The following is a 19,653-nucleotide window of genomic DNA, read 5'->3' on the forward strand; positions in this document are numbered from 1 at the left end:
GTTTTAATTTTTAAATTTTTATTTTTCACAGTATAGTATTCATTTTTTATTAATTATTTTTTTGATGATTTTAAATATTTTTAATGTGGAATTGCGAATTCCTAAAGAATATGCTTTTTCTGCCATAATTAAAAGCTGGTTTCGATTTAACGAATTAATAATTTTGACTATCAATTTTGTGTTAAAATCTGACTGATCAATTATTTTTGCAGCACCAATTTTTTCTAAATTTTGTGCATTTCGATATTGTTGTTCATCTTTGTGTGGATAAGGTATAAAAATAGCACCTAATCCTACTATAGATACTTCACTAACAGTTAAAGCTCCAGAACGACAAATAATAACGTCAGCCCATTCATATGCAGAAGCTATATTATTTATAAAATCAGTGATAATATAGTTTTTTAATCCTAAATTTTTATAATTTTTTTGTGTTTTTTCTAATTCTAAAGTACCAACTTGATGCCAAATAATAATTTTTTCTTGTAACAAAAATGATACTTTTGGTAAAATAGAATTTAAAATTGAAGCGCCTTGACTACCTCCAACTACTAGTACTCTCAAAGCTCCTTTTCTATTTTTAAAACGTTTTTTAGGTGAAGGAATATTGATAATATTTTCACAAACTGGATTTCCTACTACTTCTGCGTTTATTAAAACATTAGGAAAAGCTTGCATGTTTTTTGTAGATATTTTAGAAAGCCAACGATTTGTCAGACCTGCAATTTTATTTTGTTCGTGTAAAATAAGTGGAATTTTAGTCCGCCAAGCAGCAACGCCACCTGGACCAGATACATATCCTCCCATTCCTAAGATAATATCTGGTGACCAATTCTTGATTATTTTTTTAATTTGATAATAAGAACGTAATATATAAATTGGTGATGAAATTAAATTTTTAAAACTAGAATCACGTAATCCTTTAATTTTTATAAAATGTATTTTAATACCATGTTGTGGTATAATTTTAGATTCTAGATTATTTTCGGTTCCTATCCAATTAACAGACCATCCTTGTTTAATTAAATAATTAGCTATAGCTAGTCCTGGGAAAATATGACCACCGCTTCCACCTGCCATAATTATTATTTTTTTAGAAATCATTTAGAACCTCTAGGAAATGCTTGCGATTTTCTCAATCTTGTTTCAAAATCTATTCTTAAAAGAAAAAAAATAGCTATAAAGTTCATCACTAAACTTGAACCACCATAACTAATTAATGGTAAAGTTAATCCTTTAGTAGGCAAAATACCAGTAACAGCTCCTACATTTATAAATGTTTGAAAGCTGAACCAAATACCGATTGAACATGCTAAAAATCCTTCGAAAATTTTTTTTTTATCCAAAGCTTTTTTACCAATATTCATTGCACGTAAACATATAGAAAAAATAATTAATAATATTATAAAAGAACCTAGATAGCCTAGTTCTTCAGCGATAATAGAAAATATAAAGTCACTATGTGCATCAGGTAAATAGTTTAGTTTTTGTATTGAATTACCTAAACCTTGTCCTAAAAAATTACCGCGTCCTAATGCCATTAAAGATTGTGTTAGTTGATAACCATTACCAAATGGATCTTTCCAAGGATTCCAAAAAGATAATATTCTGTTCATTCGATAAGGTTCTAATAAAATTAATAAAATAACTGTTAATATACTAATAGAAATAATAACTAAAAACTGTCCTATTTTTGCGCCAGAAAGGAATAAAACTGATAAACTAGTAAAAAATAAAACGATAACAGTACCTAAATCAGGCTCTGCTAAGAGAAGAATAGATTCTACTATGATTATAGATATAGGTTTAAAAAAACCCCAAAAATTACTACGAACTTCATTAGATTTTCGTGATAAATAACTAGATATGTAACAAAAAGAAGAAATTTTGCATATTTCAGAGGGTTGTATATGTAGCAAACCTATATTTATCCATCGATAAGAACCATGTATCGAATGGCCAACTAGAAATACTAAAAAAAGCATTATAATTGAAATTATTAATATAATATTACTATTATTTTGCCAAAAAATTATTGGTGTACGTAAGAAGACAAAAGATAAAAAAAATATCAAAAAAAAATATAATATTTCTCTTTTTACAAAAAAAAATGCATCGTGATATAAACTTTGTCCTATAGGAATAGATGCAGAAATTACCATTATCAATCCAATAGAAGATAAAATTAAACTCAACCATACTAATGTACGATCATATAATATAATATAGTTTTTTTTTACATTGAATGGTACTTCGATATTTTTTTTTTGCAGATTTTTCAAGTGACTTCCTTTATTAATTTTATAAAAAAATTACCTCTTTCTTCAAAATTAGAAAATTGATCTAAACTACTGCAACCCGGAGATAAAAGTACTGTATCACCTGATACTGCTTCTTTTGATATTAATATTATTGCTTCTTTTAAAGTATTTACCAAAATAGATTTTTTTTTACATATATTTGATAAATAGATACGATCTTTTCCAAAACAATAAATTTTTATTTTTAATTTTTTAAAATAATTTTTTAATACATTAAAATTTGCAAATTTTCTATCACCGCCTAGTAACAATCTTATTGTACCTTTAGAATTTAAAGAATCTAAAGCTACTTTAGTACTATTTACATTTGTAGATTTAGAATCATTGATCCAACTGATTCCTCTACTATAATGTATAGTTTGTAATCGATGAGGTAAAGTTGAAAAATTTTTTAGTATATCTATAGTTTTATTTCTAGGAAATTTCATGATATCGCTGATAGCAAGAGATACTAATGCATTATCATAATTATGATGACCGTGTAAGAATGTGTGACGCATATTTAATACATGATTATTTTTATAGCATAAAATTGCATTTTTTTGATCGCAATAAATTTGATAATGACTTTTTTTTGTTCCTATACTGATATATTTTTTAAAAGTATTTTTAATCAGATCTTTTTTTTGAACATAGCGATTAATTATACAAAATTCGGCGCCATTATATATAGAGAATTTAATTTTTTTATATTGTGCGAATCCGTTAGGATAACGATTAATATGATCTTCACTTATATTAAGAACAACAGCTATTTTTGATTTTAAAGTAAATGTATTTTCTAGTTGAAAACTAGATAACTCTATGATGTATAAATTAGCTTTTTTATTAAGCATGTTTAATGCTGGAAAACCGATATTACCACCCAAGCAAGCATTATAACCTGCATTTTTTGCAATTTTTTGAATCATGGTAGCTACAGTACTTTTCCCATTAGTGCCTGTGATAGAAATGATTGGAAATATTGCTTCTCTAGTAAATAGTTCAATATCACTAATAATTTCAATGCCTAATATACGAGCTTTTATTAAAATAGGTCTAAATGAGGAAATTCCTGGGCTAATAACAATTAAATCTGATTCTAAAATCCATTTATGTTCTAAGGTTCCAAATTTATATTGAATATTTTTAGGCATTTTATCTAGGTGTAAGGGATCTACAGATTCATCAATAACTTTTGGTGTAATTCCTTTTTTTAAAAAAAAATTGATGCAGGATATTCCAGTTAAACCTATACCTAAAATTAATATTTTTTTGCCAAAATAATTATATGACATTAACAGACCTTTAAAGAAATAAGACTAATTAAGAGTAATATTAATGCTAAAATCCAGAAACGTACAATAATTAAAGGTTCAGGTAGTCCTTTTATTTCATAATGATGATGAATAGGCGACATTTTAAAAATTCTTTTTTTTCTTATTTTAAAAGAGATTATTTGTAATATAACAGATATAGTTTCCAAGACAAAAATACCACCCATTATTATGAGTAATAATTCTTGATGTAACAGTATTGCGATTATACCTAAAGCTCCTCCTAATGATAATGATCCCACATCTCCCATAAATATTTGAGCTGGATAAGTATTAAACCATAAAAAACCTAATCCCGATCCAATAATTGATGAACATAATATCACTAACTCGCTTGCATTTTTTATATAAGACAGATTTAAAAAATTAGAACTATTTAAATTTTCACTAAAAAAAGAAATTAATAGAAAACCGCATGTTAAAAAAATAACTGGCATAATAGCTAAACCATCTAATCCATCTGTTAAATTCACTGAATTACTAGTACCAACAATAACTAAATAAAATAGGAATATTATATATATATAATTTATTTCCAAGGATTTTTTTTTAAAAAAAGGGATTATTAATTGATTATAAAAAATATCTTTATCATGATTTTCTATTATAAAAATAAGACCTAAAGCGAAAATAGATAAAAAAAAATATTTCCATATTACACTTAATCCTCGACTGTTTTGATGTTTAATTTTTTTGTAATCATCTATAAATCCAATTAAACCATATCCTATTAAAATACTAATTACATACCAAATATAAATATTTGATAAATCAGAATATACTATAGTTGAAAGTATTATGGAAATAACAATAAAAAATCCACCCATAGTAGGTGTTTTATTTTTTAAAAAATGTTTTTTAGGTCCATTGTTACGTATTATTTGGTATGTTTGTAATTTTTTCATATATTGGATAAAATGAGGTCCAATATATAAATTAATAAAAAAAGAAGTTAATAAACTGAATATTGCACGATATGGTAGATATACAATAAAGTTTAAAGAATATAAATATTTATGAAGTAATATCAGCATTTTTTTGATACTCTTTTATAAGAAACTCTACTATTTTTTCCATTTTTGTATTGCGAGAACCTTTCACTAATATTGATATTTTATTTTTTTCTAAAAATATTTCTTTTAAGTGATTTATTAATGTTTTTCTATCTAAAAAATGTGTACCATTATTAAATAGTTTAGTAATTTCATAGCTAACACTACCAATACTAAAAATTTCATCAATTTTAGATAAATTAGCAGTATTTCCTATCATTTTATGGTATAAAACACTTTTATCTCCTAATTCAGCCATATCTCCTGTCACTAGTATTTTATAACCTGGCATTTTTTCTAATACTTTTATTGCTGCAATCATTGATGAAACATTTGCATTATAAGTATCATTAATTAAAATTTTATATTTATCTAATTGAATTAGTTCTAATCGTCCAGATAAAATCGGAGTCTTTAATAATCCAATTTTTATTTTTTCTAAAGAGATATGAAGAGAAAAAGAAAGAGCACTAGCTGCTAATGCATTAGATATACTTTGATATCCTAGGAAAGGTAATGAAATATTTATCTTTCCCAATGGAGTATGCATTGTAAAAGATGTGCCATGTATATTAGTATGAATATTACTAGAAAAAAAATTACTATTTTTTTTTTTTTTAATAGAAAAATATAAAATATTTTTATTTTGTATATTTTTTTCCCATTGTGAAAGATGATGGCTATCTAAGTTTATTATAACTGTACCATTTGGTTTAATACCAGAAAATATTTCTGATTTTGCTTTAGAGACTCCTAGTAATGATTTAAATCCTTTTAAATGAGCATGATAAATATTATTAATTAATATAATTTCTGGTTTGCAGATATTACTACTATAAGCAATTTCACCTGGTTGATTAGCACCTAATTCAATTACAGCATAGTGGTGTTGTTTCGTTAATCTCAACAATGTCATTGGTACACCAATATTATTATTTAAATTATCAATCGTTGAGATAGTGTTGCCATTTTTACTTAGTATTGATGCTGTCATCTCTTTTACTGACGTTTTTCCACAAGAACCAGTAATGGCTAATATTTTTGCATTAGTGATTTTACGAATACAACTAGCAATTTGACCTAAAGCGATGAATGTATTTTCAACTAAAATATAAGAAATATTAGAAAATTTGATATTTTTTTGAGTGATAATTGCAGCACAACCTTTCTTGATAGCATCTTTTATAAATATATGAGCATCGAATCTTTTTCCTATTAAAGCAATAAAAAGACAATCTGGAACAATTTTTTTAGTATCAATAACAATTGTATCGATAAATAAATCTATTCCATACAATTTGCCATTAGTCATTATAGCAATTTTTTTTAGAGATAAAGAAATCATATCTTTTTTTCCAATAAGTCTAATACTATTTTTTTATCTGAATAGTTAATATTTTTGTTTCCAATAACTTGTTTTTCTTCATGACCTTTTCCAGCTATAAAAATTATATGATTATTTTTTGATTGAAAAAAAGCATAACATATTGCTTTTTTTCTATTTTTTATGATTAATATTTTTTTTTTCTCTCTACATCCGCTTAAAATATCATTGATAATTTGCATTTCTTTTTCATTTCTTGGATTATCATTAGTAATAATAATGTTATCTGCTATTTCTTCTGCAATCGCTCCCATAATAGAACGTTTTTTTGAATCTCTTTCACCTCCACATCCAAATATGCACCATATATATTTTTGACGATAATGCAAACGAATTGCAGAAAGTGTTTGTTTTAATGCATCAGGAGTATGTGCATAATCAATAATAAATATTGGTTTTTTAGGAGCATTAAAAATTTGCATTCTACCATCAATAGGTATGATTTGAACAGAAGTGTTAATTAAATCAGATAAATTATAGTCTAGTTCTAAAAGACAAGCTAATGATAACAATAGATTTATTACATTGAATCTTCCAATAAGAGAAGATGACAGTTGACCTGTTCCCCAACTAGACTCAAATTTTATATGCATCGAATTATTATGTAATTTAATATGCGTAGCGTTTATCCATTTTGTAGAATATTTTTTTTGTGTACAATCTTGGATTGTAACAGCTATTGTATACTTATTAACTAATTTTTTTAGCCAAATTTTACCATATTGATCATCAGCGTTTAATATAATTTTTTTGACTTTATACTTACTGAACAATAACCACTTTGCTTTTTCATATTTTTCCATATTTAGATGGTAATCTAAATGATCTTGGGTTAGATTCGTAAATATCGCAATATAAAAAGGAATTCCTTTCACCCGATTTTGTATTAAACCATGTGAAGAAATTTCCATGGTTACTAATTTAATTTTTTTTTCTAATACAGTTTGTAAAAATGATTGAATACAAATAGCTGAAGAAGTCGTGTTTTTTGTTTTGTATAAAGAATTATAAAAACCATTTCCTAAAGTACCCATTGTAGCGCTTGTATTACCTAGAATATTATTCCATTGATTAATTAATTGTGTTACAGTAGTTTTCCCATTAGTACCCGTGACACCTATTATTTTTAATTTTTTTGCTGGCTCTTGGTAAAAACGACTAGCTAATATAGATATATTTTCAGATAGTTTAAAAAAAAATATTATAAGAACATTTTTAATATATTTAAATATGCCATGTTCTTTTGTTTTTTTAGTTTCACATAAAATAGCTGCTACTTTTTTATTAATAGCTTCATCAATAAAATCACGTCCATCTTTTTTTGTTCCAGGAATAGCTATAAATAAATCTCCTGTAGTTAACTTTCTACTGTCTATTTGTAATCGTATAATATTTTTTTTTGGAATGTTTTTCATCCATGGTAATAGTAAATGTTTCAAGCAATGATAATTCATTTAATACCTTTTATTTAATCTTTTAATTAGATAAGTCATCTGGTTGTATCTTCATTTCTTTCAATATTAACTTCATAATACTGCCAAAAACTGGAGCAGAAACTGCACCTCCATAATATTTTTTTCCTTTAGGGTTATCAATCATGATAATTAATGAAAATCTTGGATCACTAGCAGGTGCAATTCCTGCAGTATAAGCTACATATTCTTTAATATAATGTCCATGAATGCTAACTTTTTTTGCAGTACCTGTTTTGATAGCAATTCGATATCCTTTAACTGCAGCTTTTATTCCACCTCCACCTGGTTTAGCAACACTTTCCATCATATGAAGTACATTTTTGACATATTTTTTAGGGAAAATTCTTTTCCCGGGTACAGGAAGATTAATTTTTATTATTGAAAGAGGACGATAGATTCCATAGCTACCAATAGTGGCATATACTCTAGCGAGCTGAAGTGGAGTAACCATTAACCCATATCCAAATGAGAAAGTAGCTTTTTCTAGATTAGACCAATTTTTTTTTTTAGGAAAAATACCATTTTTTTCGCCAATCAATCCTAGTTTTGTTGGTTTTCCTAATCCAAATTTAATATAACTTGCCATTAATTTTGAAATTGGCATTGATAATGCAATTTTTGATACTCCTACATTACTTGATTTTTGTAATATTCCAGTAGTACTTAATTGATCATGATATGAAACATCTTTTATTTGATGTTTATTTAGGTAATAGGGTTGTGTGTTTATAATTGAATTTTTTTTAATAATTCCAAGTTTTAATCCTTCCATAATTACTATTGGTTTGACCGTTGAACCAGGTTCAAACATATCTGTAATTGCTCTATTCCGAATGTTATTTTTGTTCACATGATGGATATTATTAGGATTATATGAAGGACTATTTACCATAGCTAATACTTCTCCAGTTTTAATATCTATTAAAACTGCAGTTCCTGAATCAGCATTATTTTTCTTAACTGCTTTATCCAATTTATGATATACAATAGTCTGTAGTTTTTTATCAATACTTAGTGTTAAGCTATTAGATACAGATCTATTAATTAAAGATATATTTTCAATAATATCTCCTTTTTTATCTTTTCTTATTTTTCTTTTACCTGGTTTTCCTGTTAAATATGTATTAAAACTTTTTTCTACTCCTTCAATTCCTACTCCATCTATATTAGTTAGACCAACTAGTTGAGAAGTAATTTTACCAGAAGGATAATATCTTTTAGTTTCTTCTAGTAAAAAAATTCCAGGTAATTTTAATTTTTTAATATATTGTCCAAGTTCAGGAGTAATTTGACGAGCTAAATAAATAAATTTTGATTTTTGATGTTTATAAATATGAAAAATAATTTTTTTTAAGGGAATAGAAAGTACTTCTGATAAAGCTTTCCATCGTATATCTTTTTTAATATTTTTTTTATTTTTAATTATTGTGGGATCCATACAAACTGCATTAACTAATACCGTGACTGCTAAAGGATATCCTGAGCGATCATTAATAATTCCTCTGGTACTTTGAAAAGATTGTATTCTTAATGTTCTACGATCTCCTTCATGTATGAGTGGATCTGGATTAATTATTTGTAAAAAAAATACTCTCAGTGTTAAAATAAATAAAGATAATAAAATGAAAATACATAATGTAAAAAAACGCCAATTTATATAAATATTTTTTTTTGTTTTTTTTTCTTTAAAAAAATTGATTTTTTTAATTTTGTACATTTTTTAGATAATATCCATTAATTTATATTTGTTTTATCAAATATTTTTTATATTTAATTAATAGAAAATATTTTATGATCTGTAGAATGAATAGATAAAGCGTTTTTTTCAATTATTAAATTTCTCCATTCATCATTTTTTTTTTTTTTTTTAAAATGAGCTGTTCTTCTTTAGCAATTAATAAACGAGTTTCATAAACTATAATGACTAAAGAACTAGCAGAAAATATAATTAAAATTAATAAAATTAAATGAATTTTTCCATGTAAAAAAAAATCATTTTTAATTATTTGAGGTAAATCATAACGTTGAATTTTCATGTTTATTCTTGTAATTCTGCGATACGTAATATAGAGCTCCGAGCTCGAGGATTATTTTTTATTTCATTTGGGTTTGGTAATATACGATTAATAATTTTTAATTTACAATTTTGTAATGCGTTTAATTGTTTTTCTGTAATCGGCATACCATATGGTACAATCATTTTAGTGCTGTTTTTGATCATAAATTTTTTTACTATTCTATCTTCTAAAGAATGAAAACTAATAATTGATAGACGTCCTCCTGGTTTTAATATTTTTAATGTATCTTCTAATGCTTGTTTTATTTCTTCTAATTCTTGATTAATGTAAATTCTAATTGCTTGAAAAGTTCTTCTTGCCGGATGCTTAAATCTATTTTTTATTGGTGTAGCTTTTTTAATAATATCAGCTAATTCTAAAGTACTTGTTATTTTTTTGATATTATTATTATTTTTGATTGCATAAGCTATTTTTTTTGAAAAACGCTCTTCTCCAAAATTTTTTAGAACAAAAGAAATTTCACGAACATTACTTTTAAATAACCAATCTGAAGCAGTAATACCATCATTAGGATTCATTCGCATGTCTAAAGGGCCATCATTTTTAAATGAAAATCCTCTTTTATAATTATCAATTTGTAATGAAGAAACTCCTAAATCAAATAAAATTCCATTTACTTTTCCTATTATTTTTTTACTTTTTGCATAATTTAATAATTTAGAAAAGTTTTCATTTACGATATGAAAACGTGAATCTTTAATACTCTTACCTATTGAAACAGAAAAAGGATCTCTATCAAGAGAAAATAGTTTTCCATCTTTTCCTAATTTCTTTAAAATTTCATTAGAATGTCCACCAAATCCAAATGTACTATCTATGTAAATACCATTTTTTTTTATTTTCAAAGATTTAATTAATTCTTTTTTCATTACTGGAATATGTTCGATTTTACTTTTCATAATGGCATTTATATCTATATAAAATAAGAAAATAAGATACATGGTCATTTTTGAATAAATCATGACCATGTTTTTATTGTTATGTTTTAAAAATTATTTTTTGAAAGATTATTGAGATAAATTTATTTTTTAAAATATTTACGTAAAAATATTAAAAATTTTGTGAGTGCATGAAAATTTTTGGTCAATATGAATTTATTTTCTATATAGATTATTTTTTATAAATATGAAATTTTATCCGCGAGAAATACCCACAATACCAGATCGAGTTACTTCAATTACTTCTGAAATATTACGTATTATTTTTAGAAAAGAGTCTAGTTTTTTTGTAGTTCCAGATAATTGTAATATGTATGTCGTAGATGTAATATCTACAATTTGACCTCGGAATATTTCTGTAACATGTTTTATATCATCTTTCCTATAGTTATTCATTTGAACTTTCAACAACATAATTTCTCGTTCTATATATGAAGACTGATTAATTTGTACTACTCTTAATACATCTATTAATTTATGAAGTTGTTTTTCGATTTGTTCAATTGCTTTTTCATCACCTACTGTTTGTATAGTCATTTTTGATAAAGTAGCATCTTCAGTTGGTGCTACTGTGATAGTTTCTATATTATATCCTCTTTGTGAAAAGAGTCCGATTACTCGTGATAATGCACCTGATTCATTTTCTAACAGAATAGATAAAATTCTTCGCATTTTTTTAGGAAACCTCTTTTTTCCTTAACCACATTTCATTCATACCACCGCCTTGGATTTGCATAGGATAAACATGCTCAGAATTATCTATTTGGACGTCTACAAAAACTAAATTACCATCAGATAATTTATTCAATGCTAATTTTAATTTTTTTTCTAGTTCTTCAGGATTAGTGATTTTAATACCAATATGTCCATAAGATTCTGCTAATTTGACAAAATCAGGAAGTGAATCCATATAAGAATGAGAATGCCGTCCAGAATAAATCATATCTTGCCATTGTTTAACCATACCTAAAGAAGAATTATTAAGATTCAATACTAATACTGCTAAATTATATTGTCGTGCTGTCGATAGTTCTTGAATATTCATTTGAATACTCCCATCTCCAGTTATACAAATAACAGTTTCTTGAGGTAGAGCCAACTTAACACCTAATGCTGCAGGTAATCCAAATCCCATGGTGCCTAATCCACCTGAATTAATCCAGCGTCTAGGTTTATTAAATTGGTAATATAATGCAGTGAACATCTGATGCTGACCAACATCTGAAGTAATATAAGATGTGCCTTTTGTTAATTTAAAAAGTGTTTTGATAACAGTTTGAGGTTTGATTTTTTCGCTATTTTGATTGTACTCTAGGCTATTAACTTTTTTCCATTCTTCTATAGAATTCCACCAATTTTTTAAGCATTGAATTTTTTTTTCTTTTTTTAGTAATTCTAACATTTTTTGTAAAATATGTTTTGCATCTCCGACAATAGGTATATTTGCTGAAACAGTTTTAGAAATAGAAGTAGGGTCTACATCAATATGTAAAATAACAGCGTCTGGACAATATTTCTTTAAGTTATTTGTTGTTCTATCATCAAATCGTACACCAATTGCGAAAATAAGATCGGCGTGATGCATCGTCATATTTGCTTCATAGGTACCGTGCATACCCAACATAGAAATATTTTGAGGGTGATTACCTGGAAATGCGCCTAATCCCATCAAAGAGGTTGTAACAGGACAATTTATTTTTTCTGCAAATATACGTAATTCTTCACTGCTTTCAGAACTAATGATTCCACCACCTGCATAAATAACTGGTTTCTGAGCTTTTAATAATGTATCGAGAGCTTTTTTAATTTGTCCTTTATGTCCTTTAGTAGTTGGATTATAGGAACGTATATAAATATTTTCTGGCCATTGATAAGAATATTTATTTTCTTTTTTTAAAATGTCTTTAGGCAAATCAATTACTACAGGTCCTGGACGTCCGCTGGACGCCAACCAAAACGCTTTTTTGAAAATTACTGGTATATCTTCAGTTTTTTTTACTAAAAAACTATGTTTTACTACTGGACGAGAAATACCAATCATATCGCATTCCTGAAAAGCATCATAGCCAATTAAGGAAGAAGCAACTTGACCAGATATAACTACCATAGGAATAGAATCCATATATGCTGTAGCAATACCAGTAATAGCATTCGTAGCACCTGGTCCAGAAGTCACTAATACGACGCCTGTTTTACCAGTAGATCGAGCATATCCATCAGCCATATGAGTTGCTGCTTGTTCGTGTCTGACTAAAATATGTTCAATTCCACCAATGGTTTTTAAAGCATCATAAATATCTAGTACGGCTCCTCCAGGATAACCAAATATATGCTGTATTCCCTGATTAATTAATGATCGAATGACCATTTCAGCCCCTGATAATATTTCCATTTTTCCTCCAGGATACTCATTTATTAGGTTTTATTTCCTATTTGATTATTTATCAGTTTATCCTGTAGTTTATCTCGATAAAACTACCGCTATTATAGTAATTTTGAAAATTATTTTTTTAAAGTATTTTTAACCGATCAATTTTGAATAAACAATTAATTGTGATTTTTATTATTACAAATATATTAGATATTATCAATATAATAGAACGTATTAAATATAATTTAATATTTAAATGTTCATTAATAAAAAATTATTATTTTTCTCTAACTAAATATCTTTTAAATTTAGGGGAAATCCATGTTGAAAAAATATTTTTTTCTTGTGTAATTAGACAAACTGCTAATTCTTCTTTTAGAGCTAGTTTTTTAGCTTTTTTAAATCCTAATATTAATAATCCTGTATCCCAACTATCTGCTTCTAAAGCTGTAGAAGAAATTACACTAACTGATACTAAATTATGCATTACAGGTGTTCCAGTAGTAGGATCAATTAAATGTGAAATACGATGTTTTTTAAGATAATAATAATTACGATAAGTCCCTGCAGTACTAATTGAAGAATTTTTCAGATGTATAAGTAAATGTATCGCCTGTTTTTGATCAATAGGTTTTTGAATAGCAATTATTTTAGGTTTATTTAGCTTATTATCAACTTTTACTAACACTGTTCCACCAATTGATATGGTATAATTTTTAATGCCTTTTTTTTTAAGTAAATATGATACATGATCTGCAGCAAAACCTTCTCCTAAAGTAGAAAGATTAATTTTTATTCCATTTATATCTTTTGTTAAATATATTCCAAAAGAATTTTTAATAATTTTTAAATGTTGACTGCCTGTAAGAATCATATTTTTTTTTATTTTTTCGATAGAAGGATAATTATTTGGTTTTTTATGTACACCAAATCCCCATATATCAATTAATGAACTGATAGTTACATCTAACTTTCCATGAGTTTTTCTGTTTGTTTTGAGTGCTGCAGAAATAATATGATAGAAATTTTTATTTATAATTTGGAGTTGATTTTTCTTAAGTTTATTAAATTGAGATACTACAGAAGTCTTCTTCCAAGAAGAAAGCATTTTTTCGTCTTTATCTAAACATTTTTTTATTAAACTTTTTATATATTTTTTATTTTTTAAATCAGGAATTTTAACTTGCCAATATGTACCCATAGTTTTTCCTTTAAAGATTGTATTTTTTTCTGTTTTTTTATTTAAAAAATGATTATAAAAATTAGTTGATATAAATATCATGAAAAGAAAAATGTTAAAAATAATATAAAAATATACAAACAAGGCAGTTCTCCTAGTTAATAAAAAATATTTTGATTAAAATAAATATTATTACAGTTTATTTTTTGTCTGGTATGACTCATATATAAAATTTATATTTAACTATGAACAAGGAATGGAGTTAAAGAGTGATGGAGTGTATAATATAAAATTATCTTGTAAAAAACCTGTATTGTAAAAATAGTTTCATTTACGGATTAGATTGTAATGATGAGAAAGAAATAATGAAAAAAACAGCTATAGTATTTGGTGAAGTAATAATCATTTTAACATTGTTATTTAGTTTTGGAATGTCTTGGGGTGATATTACTCCTCCTACAAAAAATAAAATTTTTTCTAAAGAATCTGCTCCTAGCTTAGCACCTATGTTAGAAAAAGTAATGCCATCAGTAATTAGTATTAATATTGAAGGGAGTACGGTAGTACATACTTCTCGTTTACCTAATCAATTTCAACCATTTTTTGGTGATAATTCACCGTTTTGTCAAGGTAATTCACCATTTAGAAATTCTCCTTTTTGTCGTTCAAATCCAAATTCTAATAGTACAAGTGAAAAGTTTCGTGCATTAGGTTCTGGTGTTATTATCAATGCTGAAAAAGGATATGCTGTAACAAATAACCATGTTGTAGAACACGCGAATAAAATTCAAGTGCAACTCAGCGATGGACGTCGATATGAAGCCCAAATAATTGGTAAAGATCCTCGTTCTGATATTGCTTTAATACAGTTAAAAAATGCAAATAATTTGCGTGAAATAAAAATTGCTGATTCTGATTCTTTACGTGTTGGAGATTATACTGTAGCTATTGGTAATCCATACGGTCTTGGAGAAACTGTGACTTCAGGTATTATTTCCGCTTTAGGAAGAAGTGGATTAAATATTGAACACTATGAAAATTTTATTCAGACTGATGCTGCAATAAATAGAGGAAATTCTGGTGGAGCATTAGTAAATTTGAATGGTGAATTAATTGGAATTAATACAGCTATTTTAGCACCAGATGGTGGAAATATTGGAATAGGATTTGCCATTCCTGGTAACATCGTAAAAAATTTAACTGCACAAATGGCTCAATTTGGACAAGTGAGACGAGGAGAACTAGGTATAATAGGTATGGAGTTGAATTCAGATCTAGCTCAAATTATGAAAATAAATGCACAAAAAGGTGCGTTTGTAAGTCAAGTTTTACCTAATTCTTCTGCTTTTGAAGCTGGAATAAAAGCTGGTGATATTATTATTTCTTTAAATAAAAAACCTATTTATAGTTTTGCAGCTTTACGTGCTGAAGTAGGATCTTTACCAGTTACTACTAAAATGGAATTAGGAATATTCCGAGAAGGAAAAATCAAAAATATTATTGTTGAACTAAAATATTCTTTGAAACATAACTTAAATTCGGAAAATCGTTATATAGGAATAGAAGGAATAGATTTGAGTAATTATTTATCAGATAGAGAAAAAGGCATTAAAGTAGAAAGTGTTAAATCAAATACATTAGCAGCAAAAATTGGTTTTAAAAAAGATGATATCATAATAGGAGTTAATCAACAATTAGTAGTAAACATAGAAGAATTAAAAAAAATTTTGGATGCTAAGCCTAAAATATTAGTCTTTAGTGTGAAAAGAGGAAGCGATAATATATATTTAGTAAGTGAGTAATTATTATATATTTATCCCGCCCGAAAAAAACACGGGCGGATTTTCTTGTATTTTTTATGAGATACTTCTTAAAAGCTGGTTAATTTCTATTTTTCCCAATGTTTTTGTATCTACTTTTTTTACAATTATTGCAGCATAAAGATTATAATTTTTATTTTTATCTGGTAAACTACCAGAGACTACTACAGAATGAGCTGGAACTTTCCCATAAAAAATTTCTCCACTTTCTCTGTCATAGATTTTAGTACTTTGTCCAATAAAAACACCCATAGAAATAACTGAACCTTCTTCAACAATAACGCCTTCTACTATTTCTGAACGTGCGCCAATAAAACAATTATCTTCAATAATTGTCGGATTGTTCTGTAAAGGTTCTAGAACGCCTCCTATACCGACTCCTCCAGATAAATGTACATTTTTACCAATTTGAGCGCAAGAACCTACAGTAGCCCAAGTATCTACCATTGTACCTTCGTCAACATATGCACCAATATTTATATAAGAAGGCATAATAATTACATTACAATTAATAAAGGAACCATATCTTACTGTTGCTGGCGGAACTATTCGAATTTTTTCTTTTTTAAATCTAGCTTCATTATACTCTTTATATTTTAACGGGATTTTATCGTAATAATTTGTTTCGCTACCTAAAATAAGATTATTTTTTTTTATATACATATATAATAAAACAGCTTTTTTTAACCACTCATGAGTGATCCATATATTATTTTTTTTTTCTGCAATTCTAATTTTTCCATCATTTAATAATTGAATAATATGCTCAATAGTTTCTAGAAGATTAGAATTAATGTTATTAATATTAATTTCATGTTTTTTTTCATATGCTTCTTCAATAATTTTTTTTAATAATTGCATCTTTTTTAATTTAACCTAATGTATAATGGGGAATAATCTTGTTCAAATTTTTTTATTTTTTATTAAATAATGTAGGTGAAATTCTTTCATTTTTTTGCCATGTTAAAATATCGCATCCGTATTCTGTTACTAATATAGTATGTTCGTACTGTGCTGATAAAGAACGATCTTTAGTTTTTACAGTCCATCCGTCTTTCATGCACTTGACTTGAGAATGACCAGAATTAATCATTGGTTCAATAGTGAAAATCATACCTTTTTCTAAAATAACGTTATTTTCTTTGTTTTTATAATGTAATACATGAGGTTCTTCATGAAAGTTACGTCCAATACCATGTCCGCAATATTCTTTTACTATAGAAAAATTATTTTTTTCAACATAATTTTGAATCACTTCTCCAATTTTATATAAAGGTATACCTGGTTGAATTATTTTTAAAGATCGATACAGGCTTTCTTGAGCGACTTGGCATAAACGTTTAGACAAAATACTTGTTTTTCCTATTAAAAACATTTTGGAAGTATCACCATGATAATTATTTTTAATAATTGTAATATCTATATTAATTATATCTCCTTCTTTTAAAATTTGTTTTTTACTGGGAATTCCATGACATACAACATCATTAATAGAAGTACAAATTGATTTTGGAAAGCCATGATATCCTAAACATGCTGAAAGAGCTTTTTTCTCATAAAAAATATAATCGTGACAAATTTGATTAATATCTTCTGTACTAATATTGGGTTTAAGATGCTTTTCTACCATTTCAAGTACTTCAGCTGCTAATTTTCCAGATATTCTCATTTTTTTTATTTCTGATTCTGTTTTAATGATACAACTCATAATATTTAGCCGTTTTTTTATATCAATTTGTCAAATTTAAGATATATTTAAATTATACTTTAAAATATATTTTTTTTAAATTTAATTGTTAATTTGTATGAAATATAAAATATTTAGATAATTATTCAGATTTCTAATAAGAAAATGTGATATAAATTATTTTAAAGTGTAAAAACGATATGAATAAAGTGTAAAAACGATATGAAAAATAGAATATTAATATATTAATATTTTTTTTTCTTTAATATAATACTTATCAAAGTTTTTCATATTTTCCAATGTATATTTAAATTTTTAAAACTGTTTTTTTAAATAAGAGGTTATTTTTATGGAAATAGTATCAATGCGAGATATGTTAAAAGCAGGAGTTCATTTCGGTCATCAAACGCGTTATTGGAATCCGAAAATGAAACCTTTTATTTTCGGTACTCGTAATAGAGTTCATATTATTAATTTAGAAAAAACTCTTCCTATGTTTCACTTTGCTCTTAATGAATTAAAAAAAATTGCTTTAAGAAAAGGTAGAATACTTTTTGTAGGTACAAAGCGAGCCGCAAGTAAAAGTATAAAAGAAGTTGCTATTAATTGTGATCAATTTTTTGTAAATCATCGTTGGTTAGGAGGCATGTTAACTAACTGGAAAACTGTACGACAGTCTATCAAACGTTTGAAAGATTTAGAAATGGAATCTAAAGATGGTACTTTTTCTAAATTAACTAAAAAAGAAGCTTTAATAAGATCACGAGAATTATCTAAATTAGAAAATAGTTTAGGAGGAATCAAAAATATGGGCGGATTACCTGATTGCTTATTTGTTATTGATGCTTCACATGAACATATTGCTATAAGGGAAGCAAATAATTTAGGTATTCCTGTGTTTTCTATAGTTGATACTAATTCAAATCCTGATGGTGTCGATTACGTTATACCAGGTAATGATGACGCTATTAGGTCAGTAACATTATATTTGAAATCCGTATCTCTTAGTATTTCAAAAATAAATAATCCAATTTTATCAAGCACAACATTAATCAATTCTAATAAATAAAGACTTAAAATAGATATTTTGATTTTTTATTTTAAGAAAAATAAATACGATCTAATCAAAGTAAAATGATTTATAGTAAAAAGAGGATTAAAATGACAGTTAACATTACTGCTGATCTTATTAAAAAACTGAGATCTCGTACAGGAGTAGGATTTCTAGAATGTAAACGAGCATTATTAGAAGAACATGGAGATATAGAATTATCAATTGATAATTTACGAAAATCAGGAAAAATGAATGCTGAAAAAAAGATAAATAATATTACTAATCAGGGTGTGATTTTTTCAAGAACTAAAAATAATATTGGTGTCATGCTTGAATTAAATTGTGAAACTGATTTTGTTTCTAAAGATAATTCATTTAGAATGTTCGGAGAAGAGCTAGTTTTAACAGCATTAGAAAAAAATATACAAGATATTCAAATATTAAAAAAAATATTCGAAGATAAAAGAACAGATTTAGTTTTAAAAGTAGGTGAAAATATTAATATACGTCGTTTCCATTTTATGCAGGGCGAAAATATTATTGCATATATTCATGGTGTTCGAATTGGCGTACTAGTTGATGCTAATCTTTTAAATCCGATTATACTAAAAAATATTGCAATGCATATAGCGGCAAGTAAACCAGAATATGTGGATCCAAAAAATGTACCAGATACGGTTTTTCAACGTGAATATCAAGTTCAATTAGAACTAGCAAAAAAACTTGGTAAATCTCATAATATATTGAATAAGATTCTAGAAGGAAAGATGAATAAATTTATTAATAACATTTCTCTTGTTACTCAAAATTTTATAATGGATTCTAATAAAACAGTAGGAAATATATTAAGCGAACACCATATCCATATCAATTCATTTGTTAGATTTGAATTAGGTGAAGTTATTTTCTAAAGAAATTATACATTGAAATAAGATGTAAATTTTTTCTAAAAATGAAAGATTTTATTAGATATGTTG

Annotated in this window: 17 protein-coding genes; 3 read left to right on the forward strand and 14 right to left on the reverse strand. The window is 26.2% G+C overall.

Features of this window, described 5'->3' with window-relative positions:
* Positions 1–39: 39 nt before the first annotated feature.
* The 12 genes from murG to BUMPG002_RS01145 all read right to left on the reverse strand — a co-directional run bounded on the left by murG (position 40) and on the right by BUMPG002_RS01145 (position 14,136).
* Complete coding sequence (murG, locus tag BUMPG002_RS01090) at positions 40–1,104, reverse strand: undecaprenyldiphospho-muramoylpentapeptide beta-N-acetylglucosaminyltransferase (protein ID WP_025368859.1); 1,065 nt, start codon at positions 1,102–1,104, stop codon at positions 40–42.
* Complete coding sequence (ftsW, locus tag BUMPG002_RS01095) at positions 1,101–2,282, reverse strand: cell division protein FtsW (RefSeq protein ID WP_025368860.1); 1,182 nt, start codon at positions 2,280–2,282, stop codon at positions 1,101–1,103. Before ftsW ends, murG begins: the two co-directional genes overlap by 4 nt.
* Positions 2,279–3,598, reverse strand: a complete 1,320-nt coding sequence (gene murD, locus BUMPG002_RS01100; protein ID WP_025384578.1) for a UDP-N-acetylmuramoyl-L-alanine--D-glutamate ligase — start codon at positions 3,596–3,598, stop codon at positions 2,279–2,281. The genes ftsW and murD overlap by 4 nt, the downstream gene beginning before the upstream one ends.
* Entirely contained in the window at positions 3,598–4,671 is a 1,074-nt protein-coding gene (mraY, locus tag BUMPG002_RS01105) for a phospho-N-acetylmuramoyl-pentapeptide-transferase (protein ID WP_025368862.1), read from the reverse strand. Before mraY ends, murD begins: the two co-directional genes overlap by 1 nt.
* Positions 4,652–6,034: a UDP-N-acetylmuramoyl-tripeptide--D-alanyl-D-alanine ligase gene (gene murF / locus BUMPG002_RS01110; protein ID WP_025368863.1), complete on the reverse strand. Its 1,383-nt coding sequence runs from the start codon at positions 6,032–6,034 to the stop codon at positions 4,652–4,654. The genes mraY and murF overlap by 20 nt, the downstream gene beginning before the upstream one ends.
* A complete protein-coding gene (murE, locus tag BUMPG002_RS01115; RefSeq protein WP_025368864.1) occupies positions 6,031–7,527 on the reverse strand; it encodes a UDP-N-acetylmuramoyl-L-alanyl-D-glutamate--2,6-diaminopimelate ligase in 1,497 nt (498 codons plus the stop codon). The genes murF and murE overlap by 4 nt, the downstream gene beginning before the upstream one ends.
* Positions 7,528–7,549: 22 nt before the next feature.
* Complete coding sequence (ftsI, locus tag BUMPG002_RS01120; RefSeq protein WP_044006131.1) at positions 7,550–9,265, reverse strand: peptidoglycan glycosyltransferase FtsI; 1,716 nt, start codon at positions 9,263–9,265, stop codon at positions 7,550–7,552.
* Positions 9,266–9,380: 115 nt separating this feature from the next.
* Positions 9,381–9,584, reverse strand: coding sequence for a cell division protein FtsL (locus BUMPG002_RS01125; RefSeq protein WP_044010850.1), 204 nt, complete (start codon positions 9,582–9,584; stop codon positions 9,381–9,383).
* A gap of 2 nt (positions 9,585–9,586) precedes the next feature.
* Positions 9,587–10,525 carry a 16S rRNA (cytosine(1402)-N(4))-methyltransferase RsmH gene (rsmH, locus tag BUMPG002_RS01130; protein WP_025368865.1) on the reverse strand — a complete coding sequence of 313 codons (939 nt, stop codon included), beginning with the start codon at positions 10,523–10,525 and terminating at the stop codon, positions 9,587–9,589.
* A gap of 234 nt (positions 10,526–10,759) precedes the next feature.
* The gene (gene ilvN / locus BUMPG002_RS01135; RefSeq protein ID WP_025368866.1) at positions 10,760–11,236 is read right to left on the reverse strand and encodes an acetolactate synthase small subunit; all 477 of its coding nucleotides are present in this window, start codon (positions 11,234–11,236) and stop codon (positions 10,760–10,762) included.
* 4 nt (positions 11,237–11,240) lie between these two features.
* Positions 11,241–12,956: an acetolactate synthase 3 large subunit gene (gene ilvI, locus BUMPG002_RS01140; RefSeq protein ID WP_025368867.1), complete on the reverse strand. Its 1,716-nt coding sequence runs from the start codon at positions 12,954–12,956 to the stop codon at positions 11,241–11,243.
* A 256-nt stretch (positions 12,957–13,212) separates the two neighbouring features.
* The gene (locus BUMPG002_RS01145) at positions 13,213–14,136 is read right to left on the reverse strand and encodes an FAD:protein FMN transferase (RefSeq protein WP_235065616.1); all 924 of its coding nucleotides are present in this window, start codon (positions 14,134–14,136) and stop codon (positions 13,213–13,215) included.
* 344 nt (positions 14,137–14,480) lie between these two features.
* Here BUMPG002_RS01145 and degP point away from each other — a divergent pair, with 344 nt between their 5' ends.
* Positions 14,481–15,917 carry a serine endoprotease DegP gene (degP, locus tag BUMPG002_RS01150; RefSeq protein WP_025368869.1) on the forward strand — a complete coding sequence of 479 codons (1,437 nt, stop codon included), beginning with the start codon at positions 14,481–14,483 and terminating at the stop codon, positions 15,915–15,917.
* 54 nt (positions 15,918–15,971) lie between these two features.
* Here degP and dapD read toward each other — a convergent pair whose 3' ends face one another.
* Both dapD and map read right to left on the reverse strand, forming a co-directional pair.
* Entirely contained in the window at positions 15,972–16,796 is an 825-nt protein-coding gene (dapD, locus tag BUMPG002_RS01155; RefSeq protein ID WP_025368870.1) for a 2,3,4,5-tetrahydropyridine-2,6-dicarboxylate N-succinyltransferase, read from the reverse strand.
* Positions 16,797–16,848: 52 nt separating this feature from the next.
* Positions 16,849–17,643, reverse strand: coding sequence for a type I methionyl aminopeptidase (gene map, locus BUMPG002_RS01160; protein ID WP_025368871.1), 795 nt, complete (start codon positions 17,641–17,643; stop codon positions 16,849–16,851).
* Positions 17,644–17,971: 328 nt separating this feature from the next.
* Between map and rpsB the strand changes: the two genes are divergently transcribed.
* Entirely contained in the window at positions 17,972–18,691 is a 720-nt protein-coding gene (gene rpsB / locus BUMPG002_RS01165; protein ID WP_025368872.1) for a 30S ribosomal protein S2, read from the forward strand.
* A gap of 92 nt (positions 18,692–18,783) precedes the next feature.
* The gene (gene tsf, locus BUMPG002_RS01170; protein WP_025368873.1) at positions 18,784–19,587 is read left to right on the forward strand and encodes a translation elongation factor Ts; all 804 of its coding nucleotides are present in this window, start codon (positions 18,784–18,786) and stop codon (positions 19,585–19,587) included.
* Positions 19,588–19,653: the final 66 nt, after the last annotated feature.

This window comes from Buchnera aphidicola str. G002 (Myzus persicae) (assembly GCF_000521565.1).
GTDB classification, from domain to species: domain Bacteria; phylum Pseudomonadota; class Gammaproteobacteria; order Enterobacterales; family Enterobacteriaceae; genus Buchnera; species Buchnera aphidicola_C.

Coding starts and splice junctions, on each gene's coding strand:
- murG (WP_025368859.1), bottom strand. CDS start 1,104: ATGATTTCTAAAAAAATAATAATTATGGCAGGTGGAAGCGGTGGTCAT.
- murD (WP_025384578.1), bottom strand. CDS start 3,598: ATGTCATATAATTATTTTGGCAAAAAAATATTAATTTTAGGTATAGGT.
- mraY (WP_025368862.1), bottom strand. CDS start 4,671: ATGCTGATATTACTTCATAAATATTTATATTCTTTAAACTTTATTGTA.
- murF (WP_025368863.1), bottom strand. CDS start 6,034: ATGATTTCTTTATCTCTAAAAAAAATTGCTATAATGACTAATGGCAAA.
- murE (WP_025368864.1), bottom strand. CDS start 7,527: ATGAATTATCATTGCTTGAAACATTTACTATTACCATGGATGAAAAAC.
- ftsI (WP_044006131.1), bottom strand. CDS start 9,265: ATGTACAAAATTAAAAAAATCAATTTTTTTAAAGAAAAAAAAACAAAA.
- BUMPG002_RS01125 (WP_044010850.1), bottom strand. CDS start 9,584: ATGAAAATTCAACGTTATGATTTACCTCAAATAATTAAAAATGATTTT.
- rsmH (WP_025368865.1), bottom strand. CDS start 10,525: ATGAAAAGTAAAATCGAACATATTCCAGTAATGAAAAAAGAATTAATT.
- ilvN (WP_025368866.1), bottom strand. CDS start 11,236: ATGCGAAGAATTTTATCTATTCTGTTAGAAAATGAATCAGGTGCATTA.
- ilvI (WP_025368867.1), bottom strand. CDS start 12,956: ATGGAAATATTATCAGGGGCTGAAATGGTCATTCGATCATTAATTAAT.
- BUMPG002_RS01145 (WP_235065616.1), bottom strand. CDS start 14,136: ATGGGTACATATTGGCAAGTTAAAATTCCTGATTTAAAAAATAAAAAA.
- degP (WP_025368869.1), top strand. CDS start 14,481: ATGAAAAAAACAGCTATAGTATTTGGTGAAGTAATAATCATTTTAACA.
- dapD (WP_025368870.1), bottom strand. CDS start 16,796: ATGCAATTATTAAAAAAAATTATTGAAGAAGCATATGAAAAAAAACAT.
- map (WP_025368871.1), bottom strand. CDS start 17,643: ATGAGTTGTATCATTAAAACAGAATCAGAAATAAAAAAAATGAGAATA.
- rpsB (WP_025368872.1), top strand. CDS start 17,972: ATGGAAATAGTATCAATGCGAGATATGTTAAAAGCAGGAGTTCATTTC.
- tsf (WP_025368873.1), top strand. CDS start 18,784: ATGACAGTTAACATTACTGCTGATCTTATTAAAAAACTGAGATCTCGT.